The sequence below is a fragment of the Paenibacillus durus genome (assembly GCF_000756615.1).
Lineage (GTDB): Bacteria > Bacillota > Bacilli > Paenibacillales > Paenibacillaceae > Paenibacillus_AQ > Paenibacillus_AQ durus.
Window position 1 is genome coordinate 4845799 of the sequence record NZ_CP009288.1, and the last position, 25818, is coordinate 4871616.

The 25818-nt window shown below is 52.7% G+C and carries 20 protein-coding genes; 7 read left to right on the top strand and 13 right to left on the bottom strand.

The genetic code is table 11. The annotated features are described in order from the left end of the window. Nucleotides 1–192: 192 nt before the first annotated feature. Entirely contained in the window at nt 193–1920 is a 1728-nt protein-coding gene (locus PDUR_RS21060; RefSeq protein ID WP_042208060.1) for a type II CAAX endopeptidase family protein, read from the top strand. Nucleotides 1921–2087: 167 nt separating this feature from the next. Here PDUR_RS21060 and uvrC read toward each other — a convergent pair whose 3' ends face one another. From uvrC to trxA, 3 genes are all read right to left on the bottom strand, one after another. Next, entirely contained in the window at nt 2088–4163 is a 2076-nt protein-coding gene (gene uvrC / locus PDUR_RS21065) for an excinuclease ABC subunit UvrC (protein WP_042209579.1), read from the bottom strand. 126 nt (nt 4164–4289) lie between these two features. Then, nucleotides 4290–4547 (bottom strand): hypothetical protein, encoded by a 258-nt coding sequence (locus tag PDUR_RS21070; RefSeq protein WP_042208061.1) that lies wholly within the window; start codon nt 4545–4547, stop codon nt 4290–4292. Between the two features lie 74 nt (nt 4548–4621). Next, nucleotides 4622–4939, bottom strand: a complete 318-nt coding sequence (gene trxA / locus PDUR_RS21075; protein ID WP_025688833.1) for a thioredoxin — start codon at nt 4937–4939, stop codon at nt 4622–4624. Between the two features lie 842 nt (nt 4940–5781). Here trxA and PDUR_RS28915 point away from each other — a divergent pair. After that, a complete protein-coding gene (locus tag PDUR_RS28915; protein ID WP_156130551.1) occupies nt 5782–5940 on the top strand; it encodes a YqzM family protein in 159 nt (52 codons plus the stop codon). Nucleotides 5941–6261: 321 nt separating this feature from the next. Here the strand turns inward: PDUR_RS28915 and dnaI are convergent, their stop codons facing one another. The 3 genes from dnaI to PDUR_RS21090 form a co-directional block, all read right to left on the bottom strand. Beyond that, the gene (gene dnaI, locus PDUR_RS21080; protein ID WP_042208062.1) at nt 6262–7218 is read right to left on the bottom strand and encodes a primosomal protein DnaI; all 957 of its coding nucleotides are present in this window, start codon (nt 7216–7218) and stop codon (nt 6262–6264) included. Between the two features lie 20 nt (nt 7219–7238). Further along, nucleotides 7239–8765 (bottom strand): replication initiation and membrane attachment family protein, encoded by a 1527-nt coding sequence (locus PDUR_RS21085; RefSeq protein ID WP_042208063.1) that lies wholly within the window; start codon nt 8763–8765, stop codon nt 7239–7241. A 257-nt stretch (nt 8766–9022) separates the two neighbouring features. Further along, a complete protein-coding gene (locus PDUR_RS21090) occupies nt 9023–9319 on the bottom strand; it encodes a YuiB family protein (protein WP_025698774.1) in 297 nt (98 codons plus the stop codon). A 178-nt stretch (nt 9320–9497) separates the two neighbouring features. Between PDUR_RS21090 and hemQ the strand changes: the two genes are divergently transcribed. Next, a complete protein-coding gene (gene hemQ, locus PDUR_RS21095) occupies nt 9498–10250 on the top strand; it encodes a hydrogen peroxide-dependent heme synthase (protein ID WP_042208064.1) in 753 nt (250 codons plus the stop codon). Between the two features lie 55 nt (nt 10251–10305). On the opposite strand, the gene PDUR_RS21100 is transcribed toward hemQ, so the two are convergent. Both PDUR_RS21100 and PDUR_RS21105 read right to left on the bottom strand, forming a co-directional pair. Continuing rightward, nucleotides 10306–10569: a hypothetical protein gene (locus tag PDUR_RS21100; RefSeq protein WP_042208065.1), complete on the bottom strand. Its 264-nt coding sequence runs from the start codon at nt 10567–10569 to the stop codon at nt 10306–10308. A gap of 1 nt (nt 10570) precedes the next feature. Then, nucleotides 10571–11764, bottom strand: a complete 1194-nt coding sequence (locus PDUR_RS21105; RefSeq protein ID WP_042208066.1) for an NAD(P)/FAD-dependent oxidoreductase — start codon at nt 11762–11764, stop codon at nt 10571–10573. A gap of 293 nt (nt 11765–12057) precedes the next feature. Here PDUR_RS21105 and PDUR_RS21110 point away from each other — a divergent pair, with 293 nt between their 5' ends. Beyond that, nucleotides 12058–13074 (top strand): NAD(P)/FAD-dependent oxidoreductase, encoded by a 1017-nt coding sequence (locus PDUR_RS21110; RefSeq protein ID WP_042208067.1) that lies wholly within the window; start codon nt 12058–12060, stop codon nt 13072–13074. A 190-nt stretch (nt 13075–13264) separates the two neighbouring features. Here PDUR_RS21110 and sda read toward each other — a convergent pair whose 3' ends face one another. Both sda and PDUR_RS21115 read right to left on the bottom strand, forming a co-directional pair. Further along, nucleotides 13265–13408: a sporulation histidine kinase inhibitor Sda gene (sda, locus tag PDUR_RS28260; protein WP_090834316.1), complete on the bottom strand. Its 144-nt coding sequence runs from the start codon at nt 13406–13408 to the stop codon at nt 13265–13267. 293 nt (nt 13409–13701) lie between these two features. Next, nucleotides 13702–14364 carry a YheC/YheD family protein gene (locus PDUR_RS21115; RefSeq protein ID WP_042208068.1) on the bottom strand — a complete coding sequence of 221 codons (663 nt, stop codon included), beginning with the start codon at nt 14362–14364 and terminating at the stop codon, nt 13702–13704. 349 nt (nt 14365–14713) lie between these two features. Here PDUR_RS21115 and PDUR_RS21120 point away from each other — a divergent pair, with 349 nt between their 5' ends. Continuing rightward, nucleotides 14714–14926, top strand: a complete 213-nt coding sequence (locus tag PDUR_RS21120) for a hypothetical protein (protein ID WP_042209580.1) — start codon at nt 14714–14716, stop codon at nt 14924–14926. 251 nt (nt 14927–15177) lie between these two features. On the opposite strand, the gene PDUR_RS21125 is transcribed toward PDUR_RS21120, so the two are convergent. Continuing rightward, nucleotides 15178–15531, bottom strand: a complete 354-nt coding sequence (locus PDUR_RS21125) for a winged helix-turn-helix transcriptional regulator (RefSeq protein WP_042208069.1) — start codon at nt 15529–15531, stop codon at nt 15178–15180. A 104-nt stretch (nt 15532–15635) separates the two neighbouring features. On the opposite strand from PDUR_RS21125, the gene PDUR_RS21130 reads away from it, so the two are divergent. Next, nucleotides 15636–16529, top strand: coding sequence for an alpha/beta fold hydrolase (locus tag PDUR_RS21130; RefSeq protein WP_233277415.1), 894 nt, complete (start codon nt 15636–15638; stop codon nt 16527–16529). Between the two features lie 20 nt (nt 16530–16549). Then, nucleotides 16550–17056, top strand: a complete 507-nt coding sequence (locus PDUR_RS21135) for a dihydrofolate reductase family protein (RefSeq protein WP_042208070.1) — start codon at nt 16550–16552, stop codon at nt 17054–17056. A 165-nt stretch (nt 17057–17221) separates the two neighbouring features. Here PDUR_RS21135 and PDUR_RS21140 read toward each other — a convergent pair whose 3' ends face one another. After that, nucleotides 17222–18790 (bottom strand): S-layer homology domain-containing protein, encoded by a 1569-nt coding sequence (locus PDUR_RS21140; RefSeq protein WP_042208071.1) that lies wholly within the window; start codon nt 18788–18790, stop codon nt 17222–17224. A gap of 69 nt (nt 18791–18859) precedes the next feature. Continuing rightward, nucleotides 18860–25780, bottom strand: a complete 6921-nt coding sequence (locus PDUR_RS21145) for a TIM-barrel domain-containing protein (protein WP_042208072.1) — start codon at nt 25778–25780, stop codon at nt 18860–18862. Nucleotides 25781–25818: the final 38 nt, after the last annotated feature.

Genomic DNA, 25818 nt, shown 5'->3' on the forward strand with positions numbered 1-25818 from the left:
CCCCATCCATAAAATGCGTTTGTTCTTCATAGATTGTTCTTAGGCGATCGTATCAAATTTAGTTTGCAATTTCACCGTTTTTTTCAGTGGATTCCACTGTTTACAGCCTAAAAAATGGCTTTTCGTATCCCGGCTGTGATATTTTTAAATAGCTATACGGTTTTAGAAATCATATATCCAAGGAGGCGTTTCATGAATCCCGTCGGCCAACCCTTGCATCAACGGCCCATCTCCAAAAGACTTGTTCTCGCAGGCCTCGCCGGTCTGATCTTGTTTGTTATGTTCCAGATCGTCCCCTCACTTATTCAGGAAGGCTACGGCAATGAGCCGGCGATCAGCAAATTGGAGGCCCGCGAGAAGGCGGTCCGCTTTGCAGCAGAACAGCTTGGATACATACCGGAACCCGGCGATCATTGGATCGTCACTTATACGTCGGATTCCTCTTTTTACGGCTACATGTCCCGGAAAAGCCTGCTGGAGGATTACAGCAAAAGAAAACTGGACCGCCGCTATCCATACGACACCTTCCATGCTTCCCTAGATTCCCAGGAGGATAAATGGGCAAATCTGGCGGTCGATCTGAATATGTATACCGGCGAGACGGCCGGCTTCACCCGGGTCCCAGCTGGAGCCGGAAAGCAAGCGAACGAGACGGAAGCTGTCCTCACCGGCAAGGATGAGAGTGAAGACATCGTCAGCGACGCTTCGCTAACCCCGCAGGAGAAGGAACGGCTGGCTGAACCGTGGTTGAAGAAGTGGGGAGCCGACCCTTCGCGGCTGGAACGGAATTTTCCTTCTACCGGCAGCTACGGCCTGATCTATACCGACAGCTCGGTCAAAGTCGGGGAAACTCCGCTGCGCTATGCTTTCAAGTTTACCGCAGAGGAAGTATCGTACTTCAAGCCCGGATTTTCCGCGCCGGAGTGGCATACCGACTATGTAGAATCGCAAGTGAAGAGCGCCACCCGCTTTACACTGTTCGGTTACGGGCTTCCTACTTTCGCGCTTGGCGTTCTGGCGTTAATCTACAGTATTCTCCGCCGGAAACACACTTCTTTTGCGCGCGGCGTCTTTTTAAGTATCGCCCATTTTGTCATTATGATGATCAGCACTTACAATATGCTGCCCGAAACGACCGGCACAGCCACGGTTGACCGGATCACGACCATCGTCATGTTCATCATTTATACGCTGTACAGTCTGCTGATGTCCGCGCTGCTCTACTTCTCGCTGGTCGGCGGAAACGGCCTGTGGCGGAAGGAGGAGAGGCTCAATCCATGGCCCCGTGCCAAAGAGCCGGGCTATGGAAGATACCTCATGGATAGCGTCTATGCCGGATATATTTGGGCGTTCGTGCTGCTCGGCGTGCAGACGCTGATGTTCATTATTTTGCAGTACACGCTGCATAACTGGTCGACGACGGATGATTCCCAGTCCCCCTACAATATGCGTTATGCCTGGCTGCTGCCGATCGTGGCGTGGCTGGCCGGACTTTCCGAGGAAGCGGTGTATCGCCTGTTCGGCATCCGGATGCTGAAAAAAATCGTGCGCAGCACCCTGCTCGCCAGCCTGATTACGACCCTTATCTGGGCGTTCGGACATACCCTCTATCCGATCTATCCGATCAGCTCCCGCCCAATCGAACTGACGGTGATCGGCCTGCTGTTCAGTTATATTTTTCTGCGGTACGGCTTTATTGCCGTCATGTTCAGCCATGTCGTGTTCGACAGCGTTCTGATGGGCATCACCCTGATCTTCATGCGGGAGCCGGTGAATGTGATCGCCGGTGTCATTACGATTGTTGCACCGCTTCTCGTCGGCTACATTGTGTATCTGTTCAATCCGCCGGGCAAAGAGCGGGGGCCGCAGTCCCCGGACCCTGGTCCGGAGCCTGGTCCGGTACCGGAGCATACGATTTAACTGCCGTGCCTTCTCACTTGGCGGGCTTCGGACCCAATACAGATGATTAAGCAACAGCCCGGGAGCATCCGCTCTCGGGCTGTTTATTTAGTAATAGAAGACATTTAAGCTCGGGTGCATATGATATGCAAATAAGTGGAAAATACCTTTCGTCAATCAACCGCCGCCTATACCTTTTCTTCGTCTCTCAGCGCCTCCAGAATCTGCCGGGCGAGCTTGTCGCCGATGGACAGGGGGCGGAAATCCTCGACCGTCGCTTCTTTGATTTTCTTCAGCGACCCGAAATGCTTGAGCAGCAGCTTCCGCCGTTTCTCGCCGATTCCCGGGATGGCGTCAAGCCGCGATGTGACCATCGACTTGCCGCGCTGCTCGCGGTGGAAAGTAATCGCGAAGCGGTGCACTTCGTCCTGAATGCGCTGGAGAAGATAAAACTCCTCGCTGTCCCGAGCAAGATGAACCGGCTCCGGCGGGTCGCCGACCAGCAGCTCCGCGGTCTTGTGCTTGGCGTCTTTGACGAGGCCGCAGACCGGGATGAACAGGCCCAGCTCGTTCTCCAGAATATCGACAGCAGCGGAAATTTGGCCTCTGCCGCCGTCCACGACGATCAGGTCCGGCCGGGGCAGATCCTCTTTCAGCACCCGCTCATAGCGGCGGCGGATGACCTCGCGCATTGTCTCATAGTCGTCAGGCCCTTGTACGGTACGCACCTTGTATTTGCGGTACTCCTTCTTCGCCGGCTTTCCGTCGATGAACACGACCATGGCCGATACGGGATTCGCCCCCTGGATGTTCGAGTTGTCGAACGCCTCGATCCGGCTGAGACTCTTAAGTCCCAGACTCTGCCCGAGGCCGAGCGCCGCGCCGGAGGTACGCTCTTCATCCCGCTCGATCAGGCGGAACTTCTCTTCGAGCGCCACGCGCCCGTTCTCGCAGGCCATGCGGACCATCTTCTTCTTGAGTCCGCGCTGCGGCACTAAGACCTTGACGCCCAGCCACTGCTGCAGCGCCGCCGCTCCGCCGGCGGCATCCACCACGCCGGCTGCGGCAGCTTCCACAGCTGCGGCGGCGTACTGCGCTGTCTCGGCGGCCGTTTCCGGCGCTTCCTCTTCCCCTGCTGGGTCTTCATCGGCCCCGTCAAAAGTGTCGTCCGCCGGCCTGCCTCCGTAGGCTGAGGTATCGGCTGCAGCCGCTGCAGCCTTGCCAGCCGCTCGGACCGGTACTTCTTCGCTGTCTGCAGCAGCGGAGCCGTCCACTGGCGCGGCTCCGCCGTCCGCAGGCTCCGGTGGAAGTACGGACGCCGAGCCTTCCATGAGCAGCGCTTCGGGCAGCAAAATCTCCTGCGGCAGCGCCGGATTCTCACTGTAATACTGCGTCACATATGACATGAAGTCGCTGAAAGCCTCTCCGTAGAACGGAAAGCTGGACGAGTGGCGCTGGATCATTTTTCCCTGTCTCATGTAGAGAATCTGCACGCACATCCAGCCTTTATCCACGGCATATCCGAATACGTCGCGGTCCTTCGTGTCCGCTGTATTAATGTTCTGCTTCTCCATCAGGGCTTCGATATAGTTGATTTGATCCCTCAGTTCCTTGGCCCGTTCAAAATAAAGCTCCTCCGCGGCCTCCTGCATTTTTTGCTGAAGATCCTTCTTGACCGCTTCATGCCCGCCGCCCAGAAAGGTCGAAATGCTCTGAGTAATCTCTTCGTAGTCGGATTTGGACACTTCCTTCTCGCACGGGGCGAGGCACTGGCCCATATGGTAATACAGGCATACCTCCTTCGGCATCGCTCCGCATTTACGCAGGGGATACATCCGGTCAAGCAGCTTCTTCGTCTGTTGAGCGGCGTAGGCGTTCGGATACGGTCCGAAATATTTTGCTTTATCTTTGAGCACCCGGCGCGTCACTTCAAGGCGCGGATGCCGTTCATTCGTAATTTTGATGTAGGGGAAGGTCTTGTCGTCTTTAAGCTGCACGTTGTAGCGCGGCATATGCTTCTTAATCAGGTTGCACTCCAGAATGAGCGCTTCCATGTTGCTGGCCGTGACTATATATTCAAAATCGCGAATATCCGCAACCAGCCGCTGGGTCTTCCCGTTATGGCTGCCCGTAAAATAAGAGCGGACCCGGTTCTTCAGCACCTTCGCTTTTCCTACATAGATGATCGTGCCTTCTTCGTTCTTCATCAGATAGCATCCGGGCAGGTCCGGCAGCAGCGCCAGCTTGCCCCTGATGTTGTCCATGTAATCCACGTGGTTTTCCCCTCCTCAATCCTCCCCAAGGGGGAGGACCCCAAGGGCTCCGCCCTCTGGACACCCGGAAATGGGCGAATGAGCGACGCTGAGCCTGGGGTGGTGACCTGGTTTGAATCAAGCGGTCCCTTCTCGGCCCCGCCCTGACGGGCGGCGGCCTCGGGACCTTTCATGCGGCACGTCCTGGCGCTTGCCCACAATACGTGCGGACGCCCGCTCTCCCTGCGGGATTCGCTTTACTTCGCGGTTCGGCGTATTTCTCTTCATGCGTGCAGCGACCCGCTCTCCCTGCGTGAGTCGCTTTACTTCGTGCTTCGGCGTATTTCTCTTCATGCGTGCGGACGCCCGCTCTCCCTGCGGGATTCGCTTATTCATAGCGCACAAAGCGCCTCCGGTTTGAACCGAAGGCGCTGGGCAGGGCCAAAGGCCCGGACAATGCGGTATTAAAATTATTGGTGTTTGGCTACGATGTTTTTCAGCGATTCTTTGGAGTTCAGACCGACCACTTTATCGACAGGCTGGCCGTCTTTAAAAAAGATCAGAGTCGGAATGCTCATAACGCCGAAACGGGAAGCTGTCTCCGGATTTTCATCCACGTTCAGTTTCGCAATCTTCACGCCGTCTCCAAGCTCGGTGGACAATTCATCCAGAATTGGAGCAAGCATTTTGCAAGGCCCGCACCAAGGTGCCCAGAAGTCTACTACAACAGTACCCTGACCTTGAACCTCATTGTTAAAGGATTGGTCAGACACGTTAACAATTGCCATGATAATGTTCCTCCTTAAAGGGGTTTGCGAAGTAGAAATCGCTTCGTAATATATGATGGTTTCTGCACAGCGGATTATTCCGCTTAGGCTTTCATCAGTTATGCGAAGAGAAAAAGCTTCAATTGAAGCCCGCTTCGTAAGACCCAGCAATATTATATGCCTTCATGTAATATGATAACCAGATTACTTTTTATCGACACACTTTCATTATAACATATTTGTCTAGTATATGTGAAATGTCACATTACCGGTTATTCCCCAAATTTAAAAGTTCTATCAAACGAAAGCTTCAAATTTCAAAAACAATCGCTTAAAGATTTATACGGAATTGGCTTCAACACTAAATTGAACGATCGACAAATGTGGCACCAGGTAATAATCGTCCGCACAGTTGGAGCAAGAGAATCGAAGTGACTTTTGTAGGGTAATACCTGTCCCTATTATGGTGAACCTGGCGCGTCAAGCCATGTTCGCTTGAAACGGCTACTCTGGCTGGCAAAACAGCCAATGTGCAGTTTTTTCTATAAGAAAACGTCGGCCAACAGAAAAATCCTGCCATTGCGCAGGAATTTCGGGCTGTCCGGACTAATTGTGACGTTGAGCGTGCCCAAAAACTGTATGTTTGCAGGCGTGTTCCCCCCTGGCTAACTCATATGGACAAAAAGATGTACCATTTCAGGTTTTCCGTCCTATCTGCCCCCTTTCGTATCACTAAGGTTCTGATCATCTTTACAACTTGCCAGGGACTTGAGTATACTTAAAGAAAGCGCATTATATGTCAATGACTTAACTCATACTCCTGCAATCAAAACGATTGGCCATTTCGGCGAGGAGGTCAAACTATGGATGTCAATGTGCGGATACGCGACCCGCGGGAGCATGTTAATGAAGAGCCCCGCAATGATCTTGGCGATTTGATGAACGGCTTTTTCGGAATGACTACATTTATGGCGGTTGTTTTTTTCGGCATGGTCATCATCAAGTTCCTAATATCGAAGTAAGAAACGTCAGGCCCGGTAACCCGGGCCTGACGTTCTTGTTGTCCTCGCTAACGTAAAGCGCATCCCGTTAGGGACAGCGGGCACACGCTCGCTTGATGCGCCATCCGCCACCCCTCTCGCATGAAGGGTCCTTCGGCAGCCGCCCGTCAGGGCGGGAGCCGAATAGGGACCGCTCCACTTACGACTGCAACCTTCCACCGCCAACGCCGCTCCCTCGCCAAAAATTGCGGGTGTCCAGAGGGCGCAGCCCTTGGGGTCCTCCCCATTGGGGAGGATTTAGGAGGGGTATCCCAATGATTTAGGAGGGGCCGCCCACTGATTTTAGGAGGGGTATCCCCGCTGATTCTCCCCTACCAGCTGCACCACATCCACATACGGCGAGATCCGGTTCATCAATCGCTGACCTTTATGGCCCTCCTCGCCATCCTTGCTTGTGAAGCTTAGATGCTGCTCCAGTCTTTCGAGCGTGTAGTTCGACGTATAAAAAGTCGGCTTCCGGTTCATCCGGTAATTCAGAATCGCCCCAAGCACGTGGTCCCGGGCCCAGGGATTCAGATTCTCGGCACCAATGTCGTCGAAAATCAGCAAATCGCAGTTCTTCAACGTATCGACGGTTTCCTTCAGCTTCTGGCCATCCATCATCATCATCTTGAGATCCTCGACAAAATCAGGCATGTACACGATAACGCCGCTGTATCCGGCAATGGCCAGCTCATGCAGCAGATAGCACATCAGGAATGTCTTGCCGGTACCGAAGGAACCGTACAGATACAATCCCCGGCTGCTCAGCCCGTTCTCCTTCGAGTCTTCGATATATCTCAAAATACGGCCTACCGCCTGAGCGCGTCTTGGGTCCTTGCCCATAATCTCAATCTCGTCATAGCCTTCGCTCAGCGCCCGTTCATCGACATAGAAACTCGTAATCCGTTTACGAATCCGCTCCTGACTGTCTTTGGCAACTTGCAGCGCACATGCGGTCTTACGCTCATACAGATCGGGTGAACCGCCGGCGCTCTCCACCGTCAGCTTGCTGTAATGGCCCTGGAAATCGTTCGGACACCGCTCCAGACCGGGGCAATTCGCACAGTTGCGGGCTTCCTCCACATATTGATAAAGGCGGCTTAAATGAAGCCGCATCCTGGATTCTTCCAATTCGGGATGCTCGGCCCTTAGCCTGAGCACCAGCGGATGATTCAGCAGCTCATGCTCAAGATCGCGGGAACGCATCCTCAGAGCGGGATTATTCATTGAACGAAGTACTTCGCCCATCGACTCCACTGCCTGCACCTCCCTTTTCATCAGGGCGCGCCATCCGCGCCTTTTTTCTTCTTGGCTTTAATATTGGCAGCCATTTGCATCAGAGCCGCAAATTCTTCTTCACTCACGGCTCCCGATTGTCCGTCATCCAACGCAATCTGGATTTCGGGCTTGCCGGAAGTCCCGCCTCTTTTGGCATAGGAACGCGAACGCGTCCCCGGCGCGCCGGAGGCTCCTTTTCCTTTTACCTTGGATTGATCCCGTATGTAGCGAACCGCTTTCTCATAGCTGTTGACCTGCTTAACCAGCATATTGGAAGCAATGGCCTCCACGAAATTGCGGTTGATCCGCTGTTCTCCTCCCGAGGCAACCATCGCCATCAGGTAGTGGATCAGCACATTGATAACTTCGCCCGGAAGCTTGTAATTCAAATCGATCTTCTCGAAAATATCCATTAGCTGCCCCGGCACCGCGCCCGGAAAAAAAGTCTGAAGCAGCCGGGTATACGGTTCGTTGCGCAGCATCATATTATATTGGTGAATATCGCATTTGGACAGGAACTGCGGAGGAACCTCCACATAATATTCCATTTCAACAGGCTGCTCATCGGGTATGATCGCTCCATCTCCCTGTTCCGCAGCTCTAATAGCCACGACCTTGGCGGCCGATGCTTCCCGCTGCTCCTGCCGCTTCATATTTTGCCGGAAATGCTGGTTGGCCCGGTGTTGAAGCTCATCCAGGATGAGCTCGCCGTCCGGAGAAAAAATACCGTCCTCATCAAGCAGCCGGCACATATCCTGCGCGCCGAGCTTGTATTTATGGGCCACATAATTGATAACACCCATCTGATCAAAATCAAAACGCAGCTTCTCGACATGCGCCCGGTTGACCGATTCCCGCGGAAAGCGCAAAATAAGGTCGCTGTAACCAATCGTAAGCTTTCCCTCGGCGCTCTTCACAGGCTGGCGGACAGCGGCCACTTCGGTCAACGCCTGCTCCAGCTCATAATCGATGACATGCGTATTCAGCTCAAAAATATCATAGAACGGCCGTGATATATTTTCCTTGCCTGCGGCGCTCCGGCTCCACTCCTCCGGTTCCCGGCTCCAGAACTGCTCCCTAAGCGACAATACGGCGAATTTACCGACCTTGTCGCGCAGCAGCAGCGTTAAATGCTGAGTGGCAAAAAAGTCGGATGGAGACAGCGGCGGCAGCATTTCGTATTCGTACATATAATCGTCGGTTTCCGGTATAAAGATACGGCTGGTCTGAAGCAGACCGACCGCCTCGAGCCGGGAAGCCTGTTCAATCAGCGATCTGCGGCCCTTCTCGTTCGGCTCTATGCCCAGCGTCAGAAACAGGCGGCGCTGCGGTTCCGCAGCCGAGAAGCCAATATTCTCCGCAGGCACATGTGAGAAGAGCAGACGGTACAGGCTTATGGCAAAAGCGCCGACCATAGGCTGGTAGATGGAATTCAGCATACGCTCGTCGACGGGACTTAGGCCGAATTCGCGGGAAACACAGTACCGATGATGTTCGGTGAAATGATGTAAATGACTGATATGCATCTTCGGATACCTCCTCCTTTTCGCGAATTCAAGACGGTTTCTCTTTCAAGTAGAGTTCTATTCTATCATAAATCGACTGTCTATAAATGTTGAAAAAAGCCCAAAACAGACGCTTTCTCCCGCCCGTTCGCAGCCGGTCCTCGTCATCCTGACACATGCGGATTTTTTAGAAAAAAAGATGAAAATCCAACCTAAAACGGCCGCTCCCGCTTCATACGGGAAAGCGGCCGCTGCGCTTTCTCTTCATACCTGATTCGTCAGAACATTTTGTATCCGCCCAGCCGCAGACGCCGGATCGTCCAGCCGCTGAGCACCGCTCCGGCCAGACCGGCGGCGCCGGTCAAATAGTCCACCGGATGAAAGGAAGACAGATGCTCCCAGAGGGTCACGGATGAACGGTCCCAGATGGAATACACTACCACCGGCAGAATGACGAGAACGAACAAATAAGCAGGAAACCAAGTAGTCTTCATTAACATATTGAGGATAAAGCCGATACCAAACATCATTACAAAGAACAGAACGGCGAGCACAAACACAGGAATAAATCCCACCCGACTCACTTCCCCTCTCTATAAAGAAACGCACATAAAGCATCAACCCGTAGTCAGTTTACTAGAAAAAAGGTGACGAAGCAATGAATTTTCGTGGCTCAGCCGGCGGCAGTGTTTGCTCTTCACCGCAAGCTTGCGCTACAATGCTTAGAAGGACAACCATTGGAGGAGTGATTACATGAGTGAAGCCGCTTTGACGCTGGAAGGATGGTATGCTCTCCATGACTTCCGCTCTCTGAATTGGACCGCCTGGACGGCAGCCGATGACGAGGAACGCGCTGTGGCTCTGGATGAACTGAATGCATTTATAGAAGAATGGGCCGGTGTCGAGGAGGCAAAGCTCGGCAGTTCCGCCTGGTATTCGATCGTGGGACAGAAGGCCGATTTCGTAATGATGCACCTGCGTGAAAGCCTGGAGGACCTGAATAAGCTCGAAGCCGCCTTCAATAAGACCGCTTTTGCCTCCTTTACAACCAAAGCTTACTCCTATGTCAGCATTGTGGAGCTTAGCAACTATAACTCCGGCGGAGAAAGCGGAGAAGACCCGATGCAGAATCCGCATATCGCCGCCCGCCTAAAGCCGGTCCTGCCGAAAGCCCGGCATATCTGCTTCTATCCGATGAACAAGAAGCGGGAGCTTGCCGATAACTGGTATATGCTCGATATGGCCAAGCGCAAGGAGCTGATGTACTCGCACGGGCTGATCGGACGCGGTTACGCCGGCAAGATTAAGCAGATCATTACCGGCTCCGTCGGCCTCGACGACTGGGAATGGGGCGTGACCCTGTTCGCGGAAGACGCGCTGCAGTTCAAGAAGCTCGTCTACGAGATGAGGTTTGACGAGGTCAGCGCACGCTACGGCGAATTCGGTTCGTTCTATGTCGGCAACCTGCTGACTTCCGAATCTTTTGAAGAAATGCTAAAAGTGTAAAAAAAGGGTGTGCTCCGCAGCGTATAACGCCGGGGCACACCCTTTGCCTTATCCTTTATTCTTCCGAAGACTCCCCGTCGTCTTCCCCGTCCCGCAGGCTCTTCAGGTAATCTGCAGTCGCACGGTCACGGTCCCGGCTCTTCTCCTTCAGCCGCTCAATCGCAGGCAGAATGAGCAGGTCGACTTCTTTCTGGATGGTATAGGCCAGATCATGTCTGCTTTGATCCTCCAGGTAGGAGCCGACCTCCATCAGGCCGTTGTAACGGTCCAGTTCGTCCCGGGTCAGCAGCCCCCGCACTTGCACACTGCAATGCCGCATTCTACAGGAACTTGCCTTTCTTCAGAACAAGCGGAATGCCGCCGATAATAAAGAGGTAGCGCATGTCCACGACTTTTTTCAACTGGGCGGCTATAAAGCCCTTGAATTTCTTGTCGCCGACTACCGCGATTCCCTCGCCCCTGCCAAGCGAAGCCACCGTTCCTTTATTGCTGAATGCGAATTTCTTCGGCTGCTGATTTCGAATCGCTGCCACCAGATTATGGGCGCAGCACTCGCCCTGCTGCATGGCGATTTGCGCCGTCGGAGGGTAAGGGCGGCCCTCAGGTCCGATCATAAGCGAACCGTCTCCGATGATGAAGATATTGTCATGACCCGGAGCGTGCAGGAACTCGTCCACTTTGACACGGCCGCGCATCGCTTCAAAGCCCGCAGCTTCGATCAGGCGGTTACCGCGAATGCCCCCCGTCCAGACGATTGTGGATGCCTTAATCTCTTCGCCCGTCGCAAGAAGAACGCTACTCGGCGTACATTCCTTGATGGCTACACCGATTTTGAAGGTTACGCCTTTCTTGGTAAGCACATTCATAGCATACTCGACAAGCTCGGGAGCAAAGCCCGGCAGAGCTGTCGGAGCGGCCTCCACGTTGTAAATGTTGACCAGGCTAGGGTCCACGTCGTATTCCTTGCACAGCCCCGGAATCCGGTCCGCCAGCTCGGCCACAAATTCAATGCCGCTGAAGCCGGCGCCGCCGATTACGAAATTGATATGCTCCTGCAGATTGTTCTCGTTCTTATACTTGGCAAACTGGTATTCGATATGCTCTCGGATCAGACGAACGGAGTTAATGCTGCGGATCGTCAGGGCATACTTGTCGAGTCCCGGAATGCCGAACGTCTCCGGCTCGCCGCCCAGTGCGATAACGAGATAGTCGTAGGACAGCGTTCCGTCCTCCAGAATGATCTTTTTCTGCTGGGTGCGAATTTCCTGCACAGACGACTTGACAAGGTCGATCTTGAATTCATCGATCAGCTTGGAAATGGCTATGCGTGAATGGTCGATGCTGTCCGTTCCTGCGGCAGGCATATGCAGATGTGTAGTGAAGTAGTGATACTCATGGCGATTGACAAGCGTAACATCCGCCTCGTTGTAATTTAAGGACTTTTGCAGACGTTGTGCGGTTAGTATGCCTCCATATCCCGCGCCTAGAATTACGATTTTAGGAATACTGTTCATTTTCCGGCTCCTTCCAACAGGCGAATCTAATTTAAAGTGTCTGGATAAATAAAGTTTTGTGAATTTATACACATGAGATTGGAATAAATTCCAGTAAAACTTAAAATAAATCGAAAATAATCATATATATTGTAATCCTTACCCTGTATTTAAGCAAATAGTAATTATTATTATAATTGCTGGCTCATGCTCCTCCAATTGTTTAAATTTGAAGCTTTGCAGTGCGGTTCCGCAATGTTTATAATGGGGTAGTATGGCATTTTGAATATATCAACTTGGAGGTGTAAGATCCTGTGACTTCCCAGCAAACCGGCGCTCCTATGAGTGACCTTCTCATCATAGGCGGAGGTCCTGCAGGCATGTTCGCCGCTTTCTACGGCGGAATGCGCCAGGCGTCCGTAACTTTGATAGAGAGTATGCCCCAACTGGGCGGACAGCTTGCTACTCTTTATCCCGAAAAATATATCTATGATGTGGCAGGATTCCCAAAAATTACGGCACAAGAACTAGTTGACAACCTTTCCCGGCAAATGACTCTGTTCCAGAGCGACATCCGTCTGGAGGAGAAAGTGGTTTCCGTTGAAAAACGGGGCGAACGCCATTTCGTCGTTACGACCGATAAAGCGGAATACCACGCCAAAGCCATTATCCTTACGGCAGGCGTCGGCGCCTTTGAACCTCGGCGTCTGGAGCTCCCCGGAGCTGAGCGCTTTGAAAAAGCCAACCTGCACTATTTTGTAAGCGATTTGAACGTGTTTAAAAATAAAAAAGTACTGATCACCGGCGGCGGCGATTCCGCAGTGGACTGGGCGCTTATGCTTGAACCTATCGCCGCTGAGGTCACTTTGATCCACCGCCGCGACAAGTTCCGCGCCCACGAGCATAGCGTGGAGAATCTGATGAATTCAAAGGTAAGAGTTATTACCCCTACTGAGATTTCAGCGCTTCACGGAGATGAATTTATTAACAAGGTGACGCTCTCCAATGTCATGACTAAGGAGACCCAGGACATTGAAGTGGACAGTGTAATCGTTAACTTCGGCTTCTTCTCCTCACTTGGCCCGATCTCTGATTGGGGCCTCCAAATCGAAGGCAGCTCCATTGTCGTCGATTCCCGCATGGAGACCAGCATCCCTGGCATTTTTGCCGCCGGCGATATTACCACCTACCCTGGCAAGCTGAAGCTAATCGCCGTAGGCTTTGGAGAGGCGCCGACCGCGGTCAATAATGCCAAGATCTACATTGATCCCGAAGCGAAGCTGTCTCCGGGCCATAGCAGCAGTCTGAAGCTGCAGCATCAAACGTCTTAATATCATTGTTCCTAGAGTCCCCACAAAGCTCCTGAGGAGGTTTCTGAGCCAAAGCTGCATATTGTGGGGCATGTTACATAAAAAGGGTATCCTGACGGGTTGAAGTTAATCACAGCTCGTAAGGATACCCTATTTAAATTCTAGTAGCGGTTTAGTTTTATGTAGGGCTTCATAGATCATTCCGAAGTCATTATTGAAGTACCGCATGTTCTGGAGAGTGTAAGTTCCGTTTGAGAATTTCAACTAATAACAGAGCGATAAAATCATGCTCCAGCTGAAGTTCTATGGCTTTGTGATAAGAGTCCAACAACATCTCATCCGACAATTCAACCACAACGTTCACCTACCTTTCCTTTATTTGGTTCCTCTCTATCATATCAAACTATCAATTTTCGAACAAGTGTTCTTAATATCCACAGCCTTATGTGGAAATCCTGTGCATAATATGTGAGTAAAGGTAATATATGCTGGAAAAATGCGGTGGACAATGGGGATAAGAGTTATACACAGGATTCGCCTTTGGTAGTATAATAAAAAAAATTCATTTTTGCTATAGCCATTATTAAAAATCGGTCTCTCTTCCCTGTTCGGAAAGAACTATTATCGCCTTTTTTTCATATTACGTTATTATTGCGGTCTTGTGTTCACTTCCAGAATCCAGATTCTCCCCGTACGGTCTATCGCATAATCGAAGCCGAGTTCGCCAATTCCCGGAAAATGGCGCTCCAGCACTCCAATACACGTTATGGTGAGATTGCGCATCTCCGTTCTTTTGGCGGATATCTTAGTCCGCGGAAGCGATCTTCTCAGCCCTTCCCGGCAGGTTAGCATAGTGCCTCCCTTGCACAAATTGGTCACGAACAGTCCGGGTCTGGCCAATCGGCCAACCATGGACCGAAACTCCCAGTGCTCTCCGTTCTTCACGACCTTGACCCGGTAATCGATAGGACGTCCGGCTATTCTGGCAAGCGATATGCCCTGCTGGATCAAATAGCTGCGCTTGACCTTGGCTCTCTTCAGCGCCCCCGCCATGCTGGAATAGTCCTGATAGATTCTGGTTCTGTCCATATAGGTAAAACCATACCCCCTGCCGTCCCGGAACACCTTGATGACGCCATAGCCCCCGCCGCCGACAATCGGTTTGATCACCACATTGCCGTATCGTTGAAGCATCGAATGCAGAGCGGTATTACTATAGGGCATCGTTTTCGGTATATAACCGGAAATCCGGCTGTCGCTGAGCAGCGCTTCAGTCTTCCGCCATTTGCTGGCCAGTTGTCTTCCTGCCATTTGCTCCTCTCTCCTTTCTCAAAGCCTGCTATACTGTACTCAAATACTACTTTTACCTCCTGTATGATTGTCCTTGGCTGAAGGCAGCTATGTAAAAAGGGGCGGCTATGCCGCGGCGGATGCCACGAGGACCGGGAGAACAGCCTGCGAAATCCGACAGCATCCGAGCCGCTGGCATTTGCCGGAGAAACGGGGGGAAATAAGTCGCCTTAGCAGCCGCTGTAATACGACATATTTCTGCGGCGGGGGGACGGCTGGCAGAGCGACAAAAAGTAACCGCTTTCCAAAAGGAGGCCGGATAGCTTATATTTATAGTATCTATCCGGATACGAAAGAGGGAGGCTTTACGATGGCTCAATTGTTTGAGGTATTGTATTGGTTTGCCATGGTCGGATCGTCCGTCGTACTGGCCGCAACTACGATGCTGGTCTGCGGGCTCGGTATCAAATTCTTCATTAAAGATGGACGGAGAGCACTGGGCGCAGGCTGCATCGCCTTCTCGCTCGTATCCGCAGCCCTGATCGTTTTTATGATTAACTACAAGTTTATCTTAGCGGCTTGAAGTAACCGAAAAGAAGAATTTCAAGCGGCGATCTGCTGCCGGAACTCAACCGGCAATTGATGGCTGTTTGAGGATTTTATCATAAATCCCATAATTCTGATCATACATCGAATTTAAGGGCCAAGATCAATTATAGTTATGACAAATTTAACTGCCCCTGGTAAAAGAACGGAGCGGCTGCCTGAGACGTGAAAGTCCCAGACTGCCGCTCCGTTTTTTTTGAGCTATCAAGAGAATCCAGATGATTTACATTACTGCTTTTCCAAAAGCAACTCGCTCGCTTCTTTTTTGGGACATGCGCCTTCCGTCTGAGCCCACTCCCTTATTGCAGCAAAAATAGGTTGGAGCCGCTGCCCGCGTTCGGTAAGTTCATATTCAACGTGCAAAGGCACTCCAGGATAAAGGGTACGTGTCACGATTCCCTGCTCCTCTAACAGGCGTAACCGATCTGTCAAGGTTTTCGGGCTAATTGGGTGCAACGAACGACGCAATTCCCCAAAACGTTTGATGCCATTGAACAAATCACGCAGGAGAAGAAGGGTCCACTTCCCATCTAAGATCTCCAAGACGGGTTTAATTGCGTCAGGGCATTCAGGATCGATCATCAGTGTTTCCTCCTTAGTTCATTTTATGAACCTATTGCACTTTTTTGTAACTACTTTTCAAATGTACCATACTCCGCTACTCTTGTGAAAGAGGAGGTGGAAAATTGAAAGCGGAAATGAAGAGACCTTTTGAAGTGGATTCATCGGAGTACCCATTCGAGGACCATTGGCTCCCTTACCGTGACGGATACGTTCATTACATTGACGAAGGACAAGGGCCGACGGTGCTTCTCCTTCACGGAAATCCCACGTGGTCTTATCTCTACCGAAATGTCATTAAGGAGCTGCGCGGCGACTGTCGTCTCATCGCTTTAGATTACCCTGGATTCGGTATGTCAAAAGCGCCTTCCCGCTTTGGGTTTACGCCACAAGAGCAATCCGATGCAGTCGTAAATTTAATCCGTTACTTGGACCTAAAGAATTTTGTTTTAGTAGTCCAGGATTGGGGAGGACCGATCGGATTAAACTATGCAGTTCGTTACCGGGAGAATCTGCGCGGCATCGTCGTGATGAATACCTGGGCCTGGCCCGCGACTCTTCTTCCGATGAAGATTTTTTCTTTGGCAATGGGGGGGTGGCCTCTCGGATACTGGCTTCAGACACAACGAAACTTTTTCGCCAAGGTCATTATTCCAAACGGGATATACCATTCTGAAAAAGTCACGGATAGCTTGAGAAAGGCCTATACCGCCCCGTTCCCAACTCCGGAATCAAGGAAACCAACATGGATTTTCCCCGGACAAATTCGGAAGGCACGAACGTGGCTCGCGGAGATTGAATCGAAACTGCCAGTGCTCTCTGATCTGCCCGCGCAAATACTGTGGGGAACGAAAGATAGTGCCGGCTTCCCGCTCGAAGAGATGGCTAAATGGCAGAGTTATCTTCAAATGAATGTAACCGAGCCCCTGAGCGATGCCTCTCACTACGTACAAGAGGATCGGCCAGATCGAGTTGCAGCAGCTATCCGTAGAGTTCTTGAAAGAACGTCGAAGAAATGATGATGTTAGGAGGAGTTATTTTGAAAACAATTCTATGGGCAACATTGACCGCTAATGGTAACTATGCGCAGTCCAGCCCCACGCATCCGCCCAAAAAGGAAGCACTTGACGATTTTGCGGCGCAGGCCAAAGCTGCTGGAAACTTCATTGTCGGACGTAGAACATTCGAGGGCATGCAGGCAAGCGGTGGAGGTGCATTTGCCGATATTGATATCGTCGTGGTTTCTACAAGCACCAAAGAATTACCCGGCATAACGGTTGCGGGGTCACCGCAGGAAGCCTTAAACTATCTGCAACAGAAAGGCCATCAAACAGCCCTCATCGTGGGCGGCGCAGATCTTCATAATGCATTTTTAGGTCACGGCCTTGTTGACGAGTTAATGTTCAATGTAGCACCGGTAATAGAAGGCAAGGGGCTCAATCTTTTGATTGACAAAGACGACTACCAGTACAAGGATGTGCAGCTGTTGGATTTCAAGTCTCTTGGCAGTGGCGTCATTCAGTTGCACTACGCGGTGGGTCATTAACAAGTCAAGCGTCAAACTTCATTATAAAAAATAAACCTCCTCAGATTTGAAATTGAGGAGGTTAAATTTCTTCCAAAACATTTCGTATCTCCAGTTCTCCTCCAGCCGTAGGCGGATTACCGCCCGGCTGAGCGCACGGGGCATCTTTCTTATTCAGAGCCGGTATCAATTCCCGGCATTAAGCAAATTCGCAATCGCCTGAGCCGCTTCCGCCCGGGTTGCCGTTCCCTGCGGGACGAACGCCGATGCGCCTCTGCCTTTCATCAGGCCAAGTCCCGCTGCCTTCCCGGCGGCATCCCGCGCCCAAACGCTGATTGCGGCTTGGTCCTTAAAGACCGGCGGCGCCGCGCTTTCGGGCTGGGCCTGCGGCTGAAGGACGCTCCAGGCTCTGACGAGCATTGCCGCCATTTCTTCGCGGCTGATCGTCCGCTCCGGCTTGAAGGAAGCTTCGCCGAGGCCTTGGACGATTCCGGCCTGGTAGGCTGCCGCCACCTCATCCGCATACCACTTGCCTGCCGGGACGTCCGTGAACGACGCGCTGCCTCCGCTCAGTCCGAGCGCTCGTACCAGCAGCGCCGCGAATTCCGCGCGCGTCACCTTGCGTGCAGGCGCGAATTCTTTCAAGCTTATTCCTTCCACAATGTGCTTCGCCGCCATTTCCGTAACGGCGTCATATGCCCAGTTTCCGGCAGGAACATCCGTGAACGTCTTGCGGTACTCCAGCACTGTATATTTGCTGAAATGGCTCATTTTGCCGCTAAGCCACCCCTTTGCAGACATACTGCCGAAATACTCAAGCTCCCCTGCATCAGAAATATAATAGATTCCGGCCAGTTTGGCCGCGACAAGCCCATTTGCCTTAAGCAGGAGTGTGAGCGGATGATCGAATGCGGAGATCGCCGTTTCCGCTCCGCCGCTTGTGATCAGCTTCATCTCAAATTCGTATAGATCGCTTCCCGGCTTAAGTTCCGCATAATTGCGCTGCTTGGCAAGCTCCAGCAGTGATTTCATGTCGGCAGCGGCCACCTTGTTGACACTTACAGCCACTTCACCGCCGCCCGCCTTGGATACCTGATCCAGCAGGTCGCGGAGCGTCTGAACACTCAGCTTAAGCGTAAATTGCTCACTCTCCAAGTTTAAGCCGGTGCCGCTTTGCGCAAGCTTTTCCAGCAGAGCGGCCGGAATGTGCGCTTCCGCACCTGTTTCAAGATTGAAAGTCGCCTCCTTCAAGACTTCGTTAAAAGTGAGCTTATCCTCCGTCACCCGCACGATATTGGCGGGAGAGGGAGAAGGCGCCTGCGATGCCGCCGCACCCGAGCCGCCCGAACCCAAACCCGGTCCCGCTGATGGAGCCGGGGTTGGAGTCGGGGCTCCGGTCGGAGATGGCGCCAGTCCGTAGGTAAAGCTGGTCTTATAAGGAGTGCTGCTGTTCTCTGCGCCGATGTGCACCTCGTACTTACCCTCGGCGGAAATATTCCATTTAAAAGTGAACACGCCGCCATCTCCGCTTTTTACGCTGTCCAGAAAAAATTGTCCGCCGGGTTCCACCACCTTCAGCGTTACCAACTGTCCGGCACCGGACGCCACTTTCCCCGTTACCGTTGCCTGCTTACTGGACGCGTCCGCGCTTGCCGAGACGTCCGTAAACCAGACGGTTTCGGAAGCGGTAGCCAATGCTTGCCAGAACGTAGACAGGAGAAGAACCATGATTAGTGCGGCTATACTTTTTTTCATTGTTTGTCTCCTTCTAAAAGGAGCCCCGGGGGGGCATTCCCGCCGGGTTCCTTCATCTAATATAATGGTTTAAGGGGTGAGCTCGGTTACGTCGGCAAGCGGCATCATGGTGGTGTTCATCAGATCCTCGCCTTCCCAGACCATCAGCTTAACCTTGTACCCAGCAACACTGGACGGAAGCTGAAAGCCAGCATTCAGCTGCAGGGTCTGGCCTGCTTTGACGAGTGAGGAACTGTAAGCGTGATTGACCATCTTCAGTCCGCCGTTCGTATCATAGAGCGCGGCGATGATCATGACTTGCTTGTCTTCGGACAAGGCGTTCGTTACTTTGACCTTGGCGTCGAGATATTTGCCGGCTTCAAGCTTATTCATGTTAAATGACGGTTCCATCTTGAAGCTGTCTTCCAGTCTCTTCAGTACCGTGTAATCCAGCGTATACGATACGCTTCCGGCTTCGACCCGGATCTGGTACGGGCCTGCGGGAAGCGTGGCCGGAAGCGCCAGAGTCAGGCTGGCCTTTCCGCCCGCAATGGAGCCGGAAGCAGCCGGAACCCCCTCATAGGGTAGGGCGTTCTTCAGCAGGACCGCCGTGACGGCCGTTCCGTCAGCGACGTTAGCCGTATTAACGGCGATCTGCACATCCTTGGCGCTGCCGGCGCGGTGCATAGCGGCGTCCAGCGTCACGTCTTTGATGTTAGAGGCTCCATCAGCGGTCAGCGCGGCCGTAATTTGCTGAGCCTCCGAAGTCGCAACCTTCGCCGTTCTGACATACAGCTTGCGGGCGGCCGCGTCGTAGTACCATACGTCCTGGCCTGCGTTCACGGCATTTTGGGAGTCAACCTCTGTCAGTTCTTTGCCGCCCCGTTTGACGGAATAGACCGTCTTGCCCTCGGCTCCGACTTTCACTTCGGAAGACCACACCCGCTGTTCAACCTTGCCGGTATAGCTGCCCTTCATCGCGGCGATATTCAGCACCACTTTATCATCCTGTGTATTTGTCTTGATCTCGGTTGCTGCGGATTGGCCTTTCTCATAAGCATACGTTTTGCCGTCATCCTCATAGAGCGTGAAGCTTGACGTCTCTCCGCTGCTTAACGGATACACTTTGAGCGTCAATTCGCTTGCCGGAGTCTGTTCGGAGAAGTCCTGCGCTTCTCTGGTCGGAATGATGGCGCCTTCCTTCACCAGCATCGGAATGGTGTTCAGGTCCGCGCTGTACGTAATTTCCTGCCCGCCGGTAAACTGCTGCTCGGAGTTCCAGTCATACCAGGTTCCGCTTGGCAGGTAGACCGTTCTTTCCGTTGCTTTCTCCTGATGAATAGGAGCAGCCAAAATGGAAGCGCCGAACATCCACTCATCCTGAATGTTATAAACCTTGCTGTCGTTCGCGTAGTCCATAACGAGCGGTCTCATCAGTGAAGTTTCGCCGTCCGCCGTCTGCTTAGCCGTTGAGTAGATATACGGCAGCAGTTGATAGCGCTGGTTGATCGCTTTCGTTACCGAAGCTTCCGCTGCGGCTCCGAACGCCCATGGCTCTCTGATATTGGTCGGATCCGAAGGATTGTCGCCCAGAGCCACATGGGACCGGAAAATCGGCATCAGCGATGCGGCCTGCATCCAGCGGGTATACAGCTCCGGCGTAGGCTTGCCGACAAAGCCGCCGGTATCGTTGGTGAAATACGAAATGCCCGATGCCGCCGCGCTAAGGCCAAGCTGAAGCTGATGCGAGAAAGATTCCCAACTGGAGTTGATGTCTCCGCTCCAGACGGTGGTGCCATACTGCTGAATGCCGGTGAAGCCCGATCTTGCCAGTGTCCAGACCCGGTCGCCGGTGTAGCCGCGCTGGCCTTCATAGAACGCTTTTGCCTCATTCAGTGCATACACATTCGTAATTTCGGCAGCGCTGCCTGCAGCAAACTGGTCTCTCACCGAATCGGTCGGCTGTTCCGGCTCGTTAAGGTCGATCCAGTAGCCTTTCACGCCGGCATCATGCAGCTTTTTCACCTGGGAGCTGTACCACTTGGCCGCTTCGGGATTGGTGAAGTCGATCAGCCCCGCTTTGCCGTACCAAGCCGGATACATGACCGTTTTGCCGGAAGCGTCCTTGACAAAATAGCCTTTGCTGTCGCCCTCTTTAAAATTGGAAGCCGTAACCTGGATGTAAGGATCGACGATGGTTACGATGTTCACGCCTTTGTCCTTCAGTTCATCCATATTTGCCTTTGGACTCGTAAAGTCCTGCGCAGGATCGTCGTTCCAGGTCATATCGAAATAATGATTCTTCTTGGCCCAGTACACATCCAGCACCATGGAGTCGAGCGGGATGTTCTTATCACGGAAGGTGTCCACGATGCCGTCCACTTCGTTCCAGCTTCTGTAACCATATCTGGACTGCATGTAGCCCAGCGTCCACATCGGCGGAATCGGAGCGGTGCCGGTCAAGCTCCCGAAGCTCTTCATAATACGGTTCAATGAACCGCTGTTCTCGCCGGCGATGAAGTAATACAGCATTTCCCCGTTCGGCGCGCTGAAGCTGTATTTGCTCTCATCCGTTGCCCCCATATCGAAGGCCGCTTTCTCGAATGTATTATCGAAATACAGGCCGTAACCCTTTGTGCTGGTAAAAAAGGTGCTGGAAACGTCGGACGTATTGCCGCCATAGCCTCCGGTCATCGCATTATCCATGACGACCTTCTTGCCTCTGCGGTCAAACGACTGCGCGTCGCGGTCCATACCGAGTCCGAAGATATGTTCGTCTGGAGCAAGAGACATCTCGCTGTAAACACCGGTATCTCCGTCATACCCGAAGCCTTCGCCGCCAATTTGCTCGGAGAGCAGCTTCGTGTTGGAAGCGTCATAGTAAGCCAGACGGAACGGCGACTTGTAGGCGCGCACGCTCAAAGCATCAGTTTGAATCAGAATATAGCCTTCGTCTTCCATATTCTTAATGGCAGGCTTCACCGTTCCCTGTTCGCTGTCGACAACGAAGGTGTCCTTCTTCGCAAAGGTTCCGGTCGGCTCCATCCATACCTTGGCCGTATCGGCTTTTACAAATTCAAGCTTCACCTTCGCGCTGTCCTGCGAATTCAGCACAACCGCCCGTCCATCGGCGGATACCTGATACGGATCGCTCTCCGACAGACTGTTAACGAATGTAACGTCTTTATACTGCTGGTCGTTGTCCTTCTGCAGCTTGAAGTCGTCAATATCGAGCAGGCTTCCCGCTTTGCCCTCTGAAATCACGCCTACCTTGACCACTTCGTTCATGGACAGCTGAAGATTCGGCAGCTTCAGTTCCGTAAATTCCGCACCGGCCGGAATATCAAGCTTCTTCGTGCCGCCGGAATAGCTTACATATACCTGAGCCTTGTCAAACTCCCCGGTCTTACGGGTCTTCAGCGACAATTGGTATACACCGTCTGCCGGCGCATTGCGGAACTGCCAGATGTCGGAGGTATAGGCGCTTGCTCCGCCGATTCTGGCGAAGGCATTATCTCCGTCTTTGGCAATTGCCTGATGCGTCATGTTCGTGCGGCTCCAGCCGGTGAAGCCTTCGTCAAAGCCCGGATTGTACAAGGCCACCGCCGGAGCTTCAGTTACCGCTTCCTCGGATGTAAATTTCACGTTGTCGATCTGCATGGAGGTATCCGCCTTGGGCGCCTCCAGGATGAATTTCACCGTAGCTTCCTGCTCCGTGATATCCGCTTCGGCCTTGAATTCCTTGTACTCAAAATCGCCTGATTCCCATTTCGTCTTGCCTGTTGATGGAACTCCATCCTTGAGGCTTGGCGTAATATTAACGGCTACATCGTCTTTGCCCGGCTGCGAAATGACCATTTTCGCCGTTCCGCCAGCAAACGTTGGATCGGTATGCGGCATCAGCTTAACCATAGCGGATAGGGTATAATGCCCGTTCTTCAGACTGGTAATCTTCTGCTGGGATGTCGCTTTACCTCCAGCATCCGGCGAATACAGGTACTGCTTGCGGCCTGCATAGGCATCACTGGTATCCACGCCGTGCCATATTGTAGTGCCGTGCGTATCCACTGTCCATCCGGTTTCATTGCCCATTTCAAAATCACCGTTAATCAATTGGCCCGTTCCGGAACTGAACGAAATGGAGTCGATATGAACGGAATCCGCACTGTCCGCCGTCTGCTGCAGGGTGATCAGATTCGTTCCTTTTTTCAGCGTAACCGACTTTTCCGCGCTGCCCCATTTATCCCAGCTGCCTTTGCCGAGACTCTTGAATGCGACCGTATCTGAATCGACCGCGCTGCCGGCCTCATTCTCTACAGATACCGCAAGTGAGCTGTCCGCTTCATTGCCATTTGCATAACGGACATTCAGCGGATAATCCCCGTCCTGCGGAACACTGACGGCAAAGGTCAGCTTGGCGTCTTTTTTATCCAGCCCGCCGATGTAGCCAAAGCCCTGGTATCCCGCCGCATCATTGCCGAAGATCGCTCCGCCTTGATACGCAGCCACTTCCGCCTGATATGACTTGGAAACCGCCTTTGGAATAAGTTTCAGGACGACACTATCATGCGGTTCAAGGGTCTTTGAGTATATCTTTTTATATCCAAGGTCTTGGTGCTCCCAAATATCGCGTACATACGCTCCGTCAGCCAGCCCAAGCTCCTTCGTGAAATCCATGGACAGCGCTTTGGATTCGTCGCTGCGGTTGAACAGGGCAATGGCCCACGTTCCATCCGGCAGTTGTCCGGCCCACCGCTCGCTGTCACGGCTGGCATTGTTCTTGTAATGTTCACCCGAATAGTAAATCGGCTTCCCTGCAAATCCCGATTTGTTCAGTTCGATCAGTTCGGGATTCTGATAAAATTTGGCGTTACCTCCGATGGTGTCGTACTGGTCGGCGATCGTAATCGGAGAGCCCGCGATGGTGAACAGAGACAAGGCCGTCTTCCGCTCGTTGTCGGCGTATTGTCCGGTGTAGGTGTTCAGGCGCAGGAAATCGCCGTCATTAATCATCGAGCCCCGGCCCGAAATATCGGAGAAGCCGGTGAAGCCCTGGAACGGATTGGCCCACTGCGACCAGCTGGGAGTCCAGTTCTGGCGGCGTCCGCTGGTATGATCCCAGCCTCCTGCGAACACGTCCTCGTCGATGCGGATCATATCGCCGAACTGCTGCTCATATTTGGCATGGCCCTTTAAATCCGGCATAACCAAACTGAGAAATATATGATTGTCGGCGGATGCTTCGTCCATCCACTGCAGCGCTTTGGCGTATTCCGTATCCGAGTTATGGCCTGTTCCGATTTGGCCAAGGCCCTGATCGTAGCCCGATTCATACCAGGACAGGAAATCAACGCGCAGGAAGGAAGCTCCCTGCTCGGCCAGGAATTTAATATAGCCTTGAAGGTATTCTTTAGCGCCCTTCTTGTTGACGTCCAGCCAGTACAGCGCTTGATCGGCGCCCTGTCCGCCGTCAAAGCGGTCGCCGTTCAGCTGCTTGCCGTTGCCGAGATTGTACGGCTCCGTCTTAACCAGGCTGGATACCGGAATCTGCTCGGTGGTGCCGTCGTCATTTTTCACAGTGACATGGTATTTGTCGGGATGCTTCAGCACTTCGGGGGTAACCCACAGCGGGTTATAGTAAATTCCCAGCTTCATGCCTTTGCTCTTGATGTAATCTCCCCAGTACTTCCAGGTGTGGCCGTCCGGATAAACCTCGGAAGGATAGCCCTGCCAGTCATTCGGACCCGCCCATTTGACCTCCACATCATCCACATCGATTCCCGTGCTACCCGATTTGCCCTTGGGGTCGGCGGCAAATTCCAAGTTCAGCGAACCCGAGGTCACGTCTACTTCGATCGAGTAGTCCGTCCAGCTTTGGCTGGTTACGGCTTTGGCCAGAGCCGCTTCCGGAACCGCGGAATTGTATCCGTTAACCCGGAAGACGGCGGTCGCCCCGTTTTTGATCATGTCGTCCTTGGTTTTCGCTTTCGCTTTTACCAGATATTTTCCGTTCGGCAATGTAATACTCTGCTTGATGGACTGAATCGTATTGGCATCATTCGACCAGGTCCACAGGGATTTATCTTCCGGATCGTCATCGTTGGTTCCGTGCAGGAATCCTTCCCCGAATGTCCAGCCCACGGAATCGCCCTGCTCGAAATCGCCGTTCACCGCATGGTTCGAAGTATCTACCGCATCGGCAACCTTCTCAAGCTTCACATCGTCAAGGTCCAGCCCGGCGCTTCTCTTCGATTTGGCTAACGCATCATAGGAGAATTCAAGATACACGTTCGGATTGGTGATGTTCAGCTGGGCGCTGTAATCCGTCCAATCTTCATAAGTAATGGCGGTTACTGTTTCAGCCTCAGGATCGGCAGCATCATAGCCCTTGATCTTCATGAAGGCCGGGACGCCGTCCGTGTACATTCCATTCTTGGTCTTCGCCCTTGCGCTCAGCCGGTACAGGCCCGTATCCTCCAGATAAACGTTCTGGCTGACGGTCTCTTTATGGGGATCATCCAACCACGTATACAAGGAATCATTGCCGTTGTCGTTATTCCGCCCATGGGAAGCCGGTCCTGTAAAGGTCCAGCCCTTGGTCTCGGGAGCGCTGAAATTACCGTTGACCACTCCGAATACAGGTCCTGTATTATCATCGCTCGAGCCCAGCGGATCGGTCATCCATTTATTGTTATGCGACACGATGTAACCGTTCTCATTTAACAGCGTGGCCCCTTCAATCCAACCGTCCGTGCTGATCATATCGTAACCGTACGGTTGAAAATTTTCCGCCATCCAGTCGATGTTCGCTTTCCAGCGGTCTTCTGGCATGAACGTATTTTGGGTCCATTGATGCTCATACGTGATCCAGTACATCGGCCCCGAGCCTTTTCGGGTGAACTCGCTGTCCCGCGCCGCCGCGGAACCCGAGCCGAATGCCGGTACGATCAGGCTGAACGCCATAATCGAGGCCATTACACGATGTAATCGCTTTCTATTCTTTTTTTGCATCCCCTAGTGTCCTCCTATTCGGAATAGAGTGGATAACC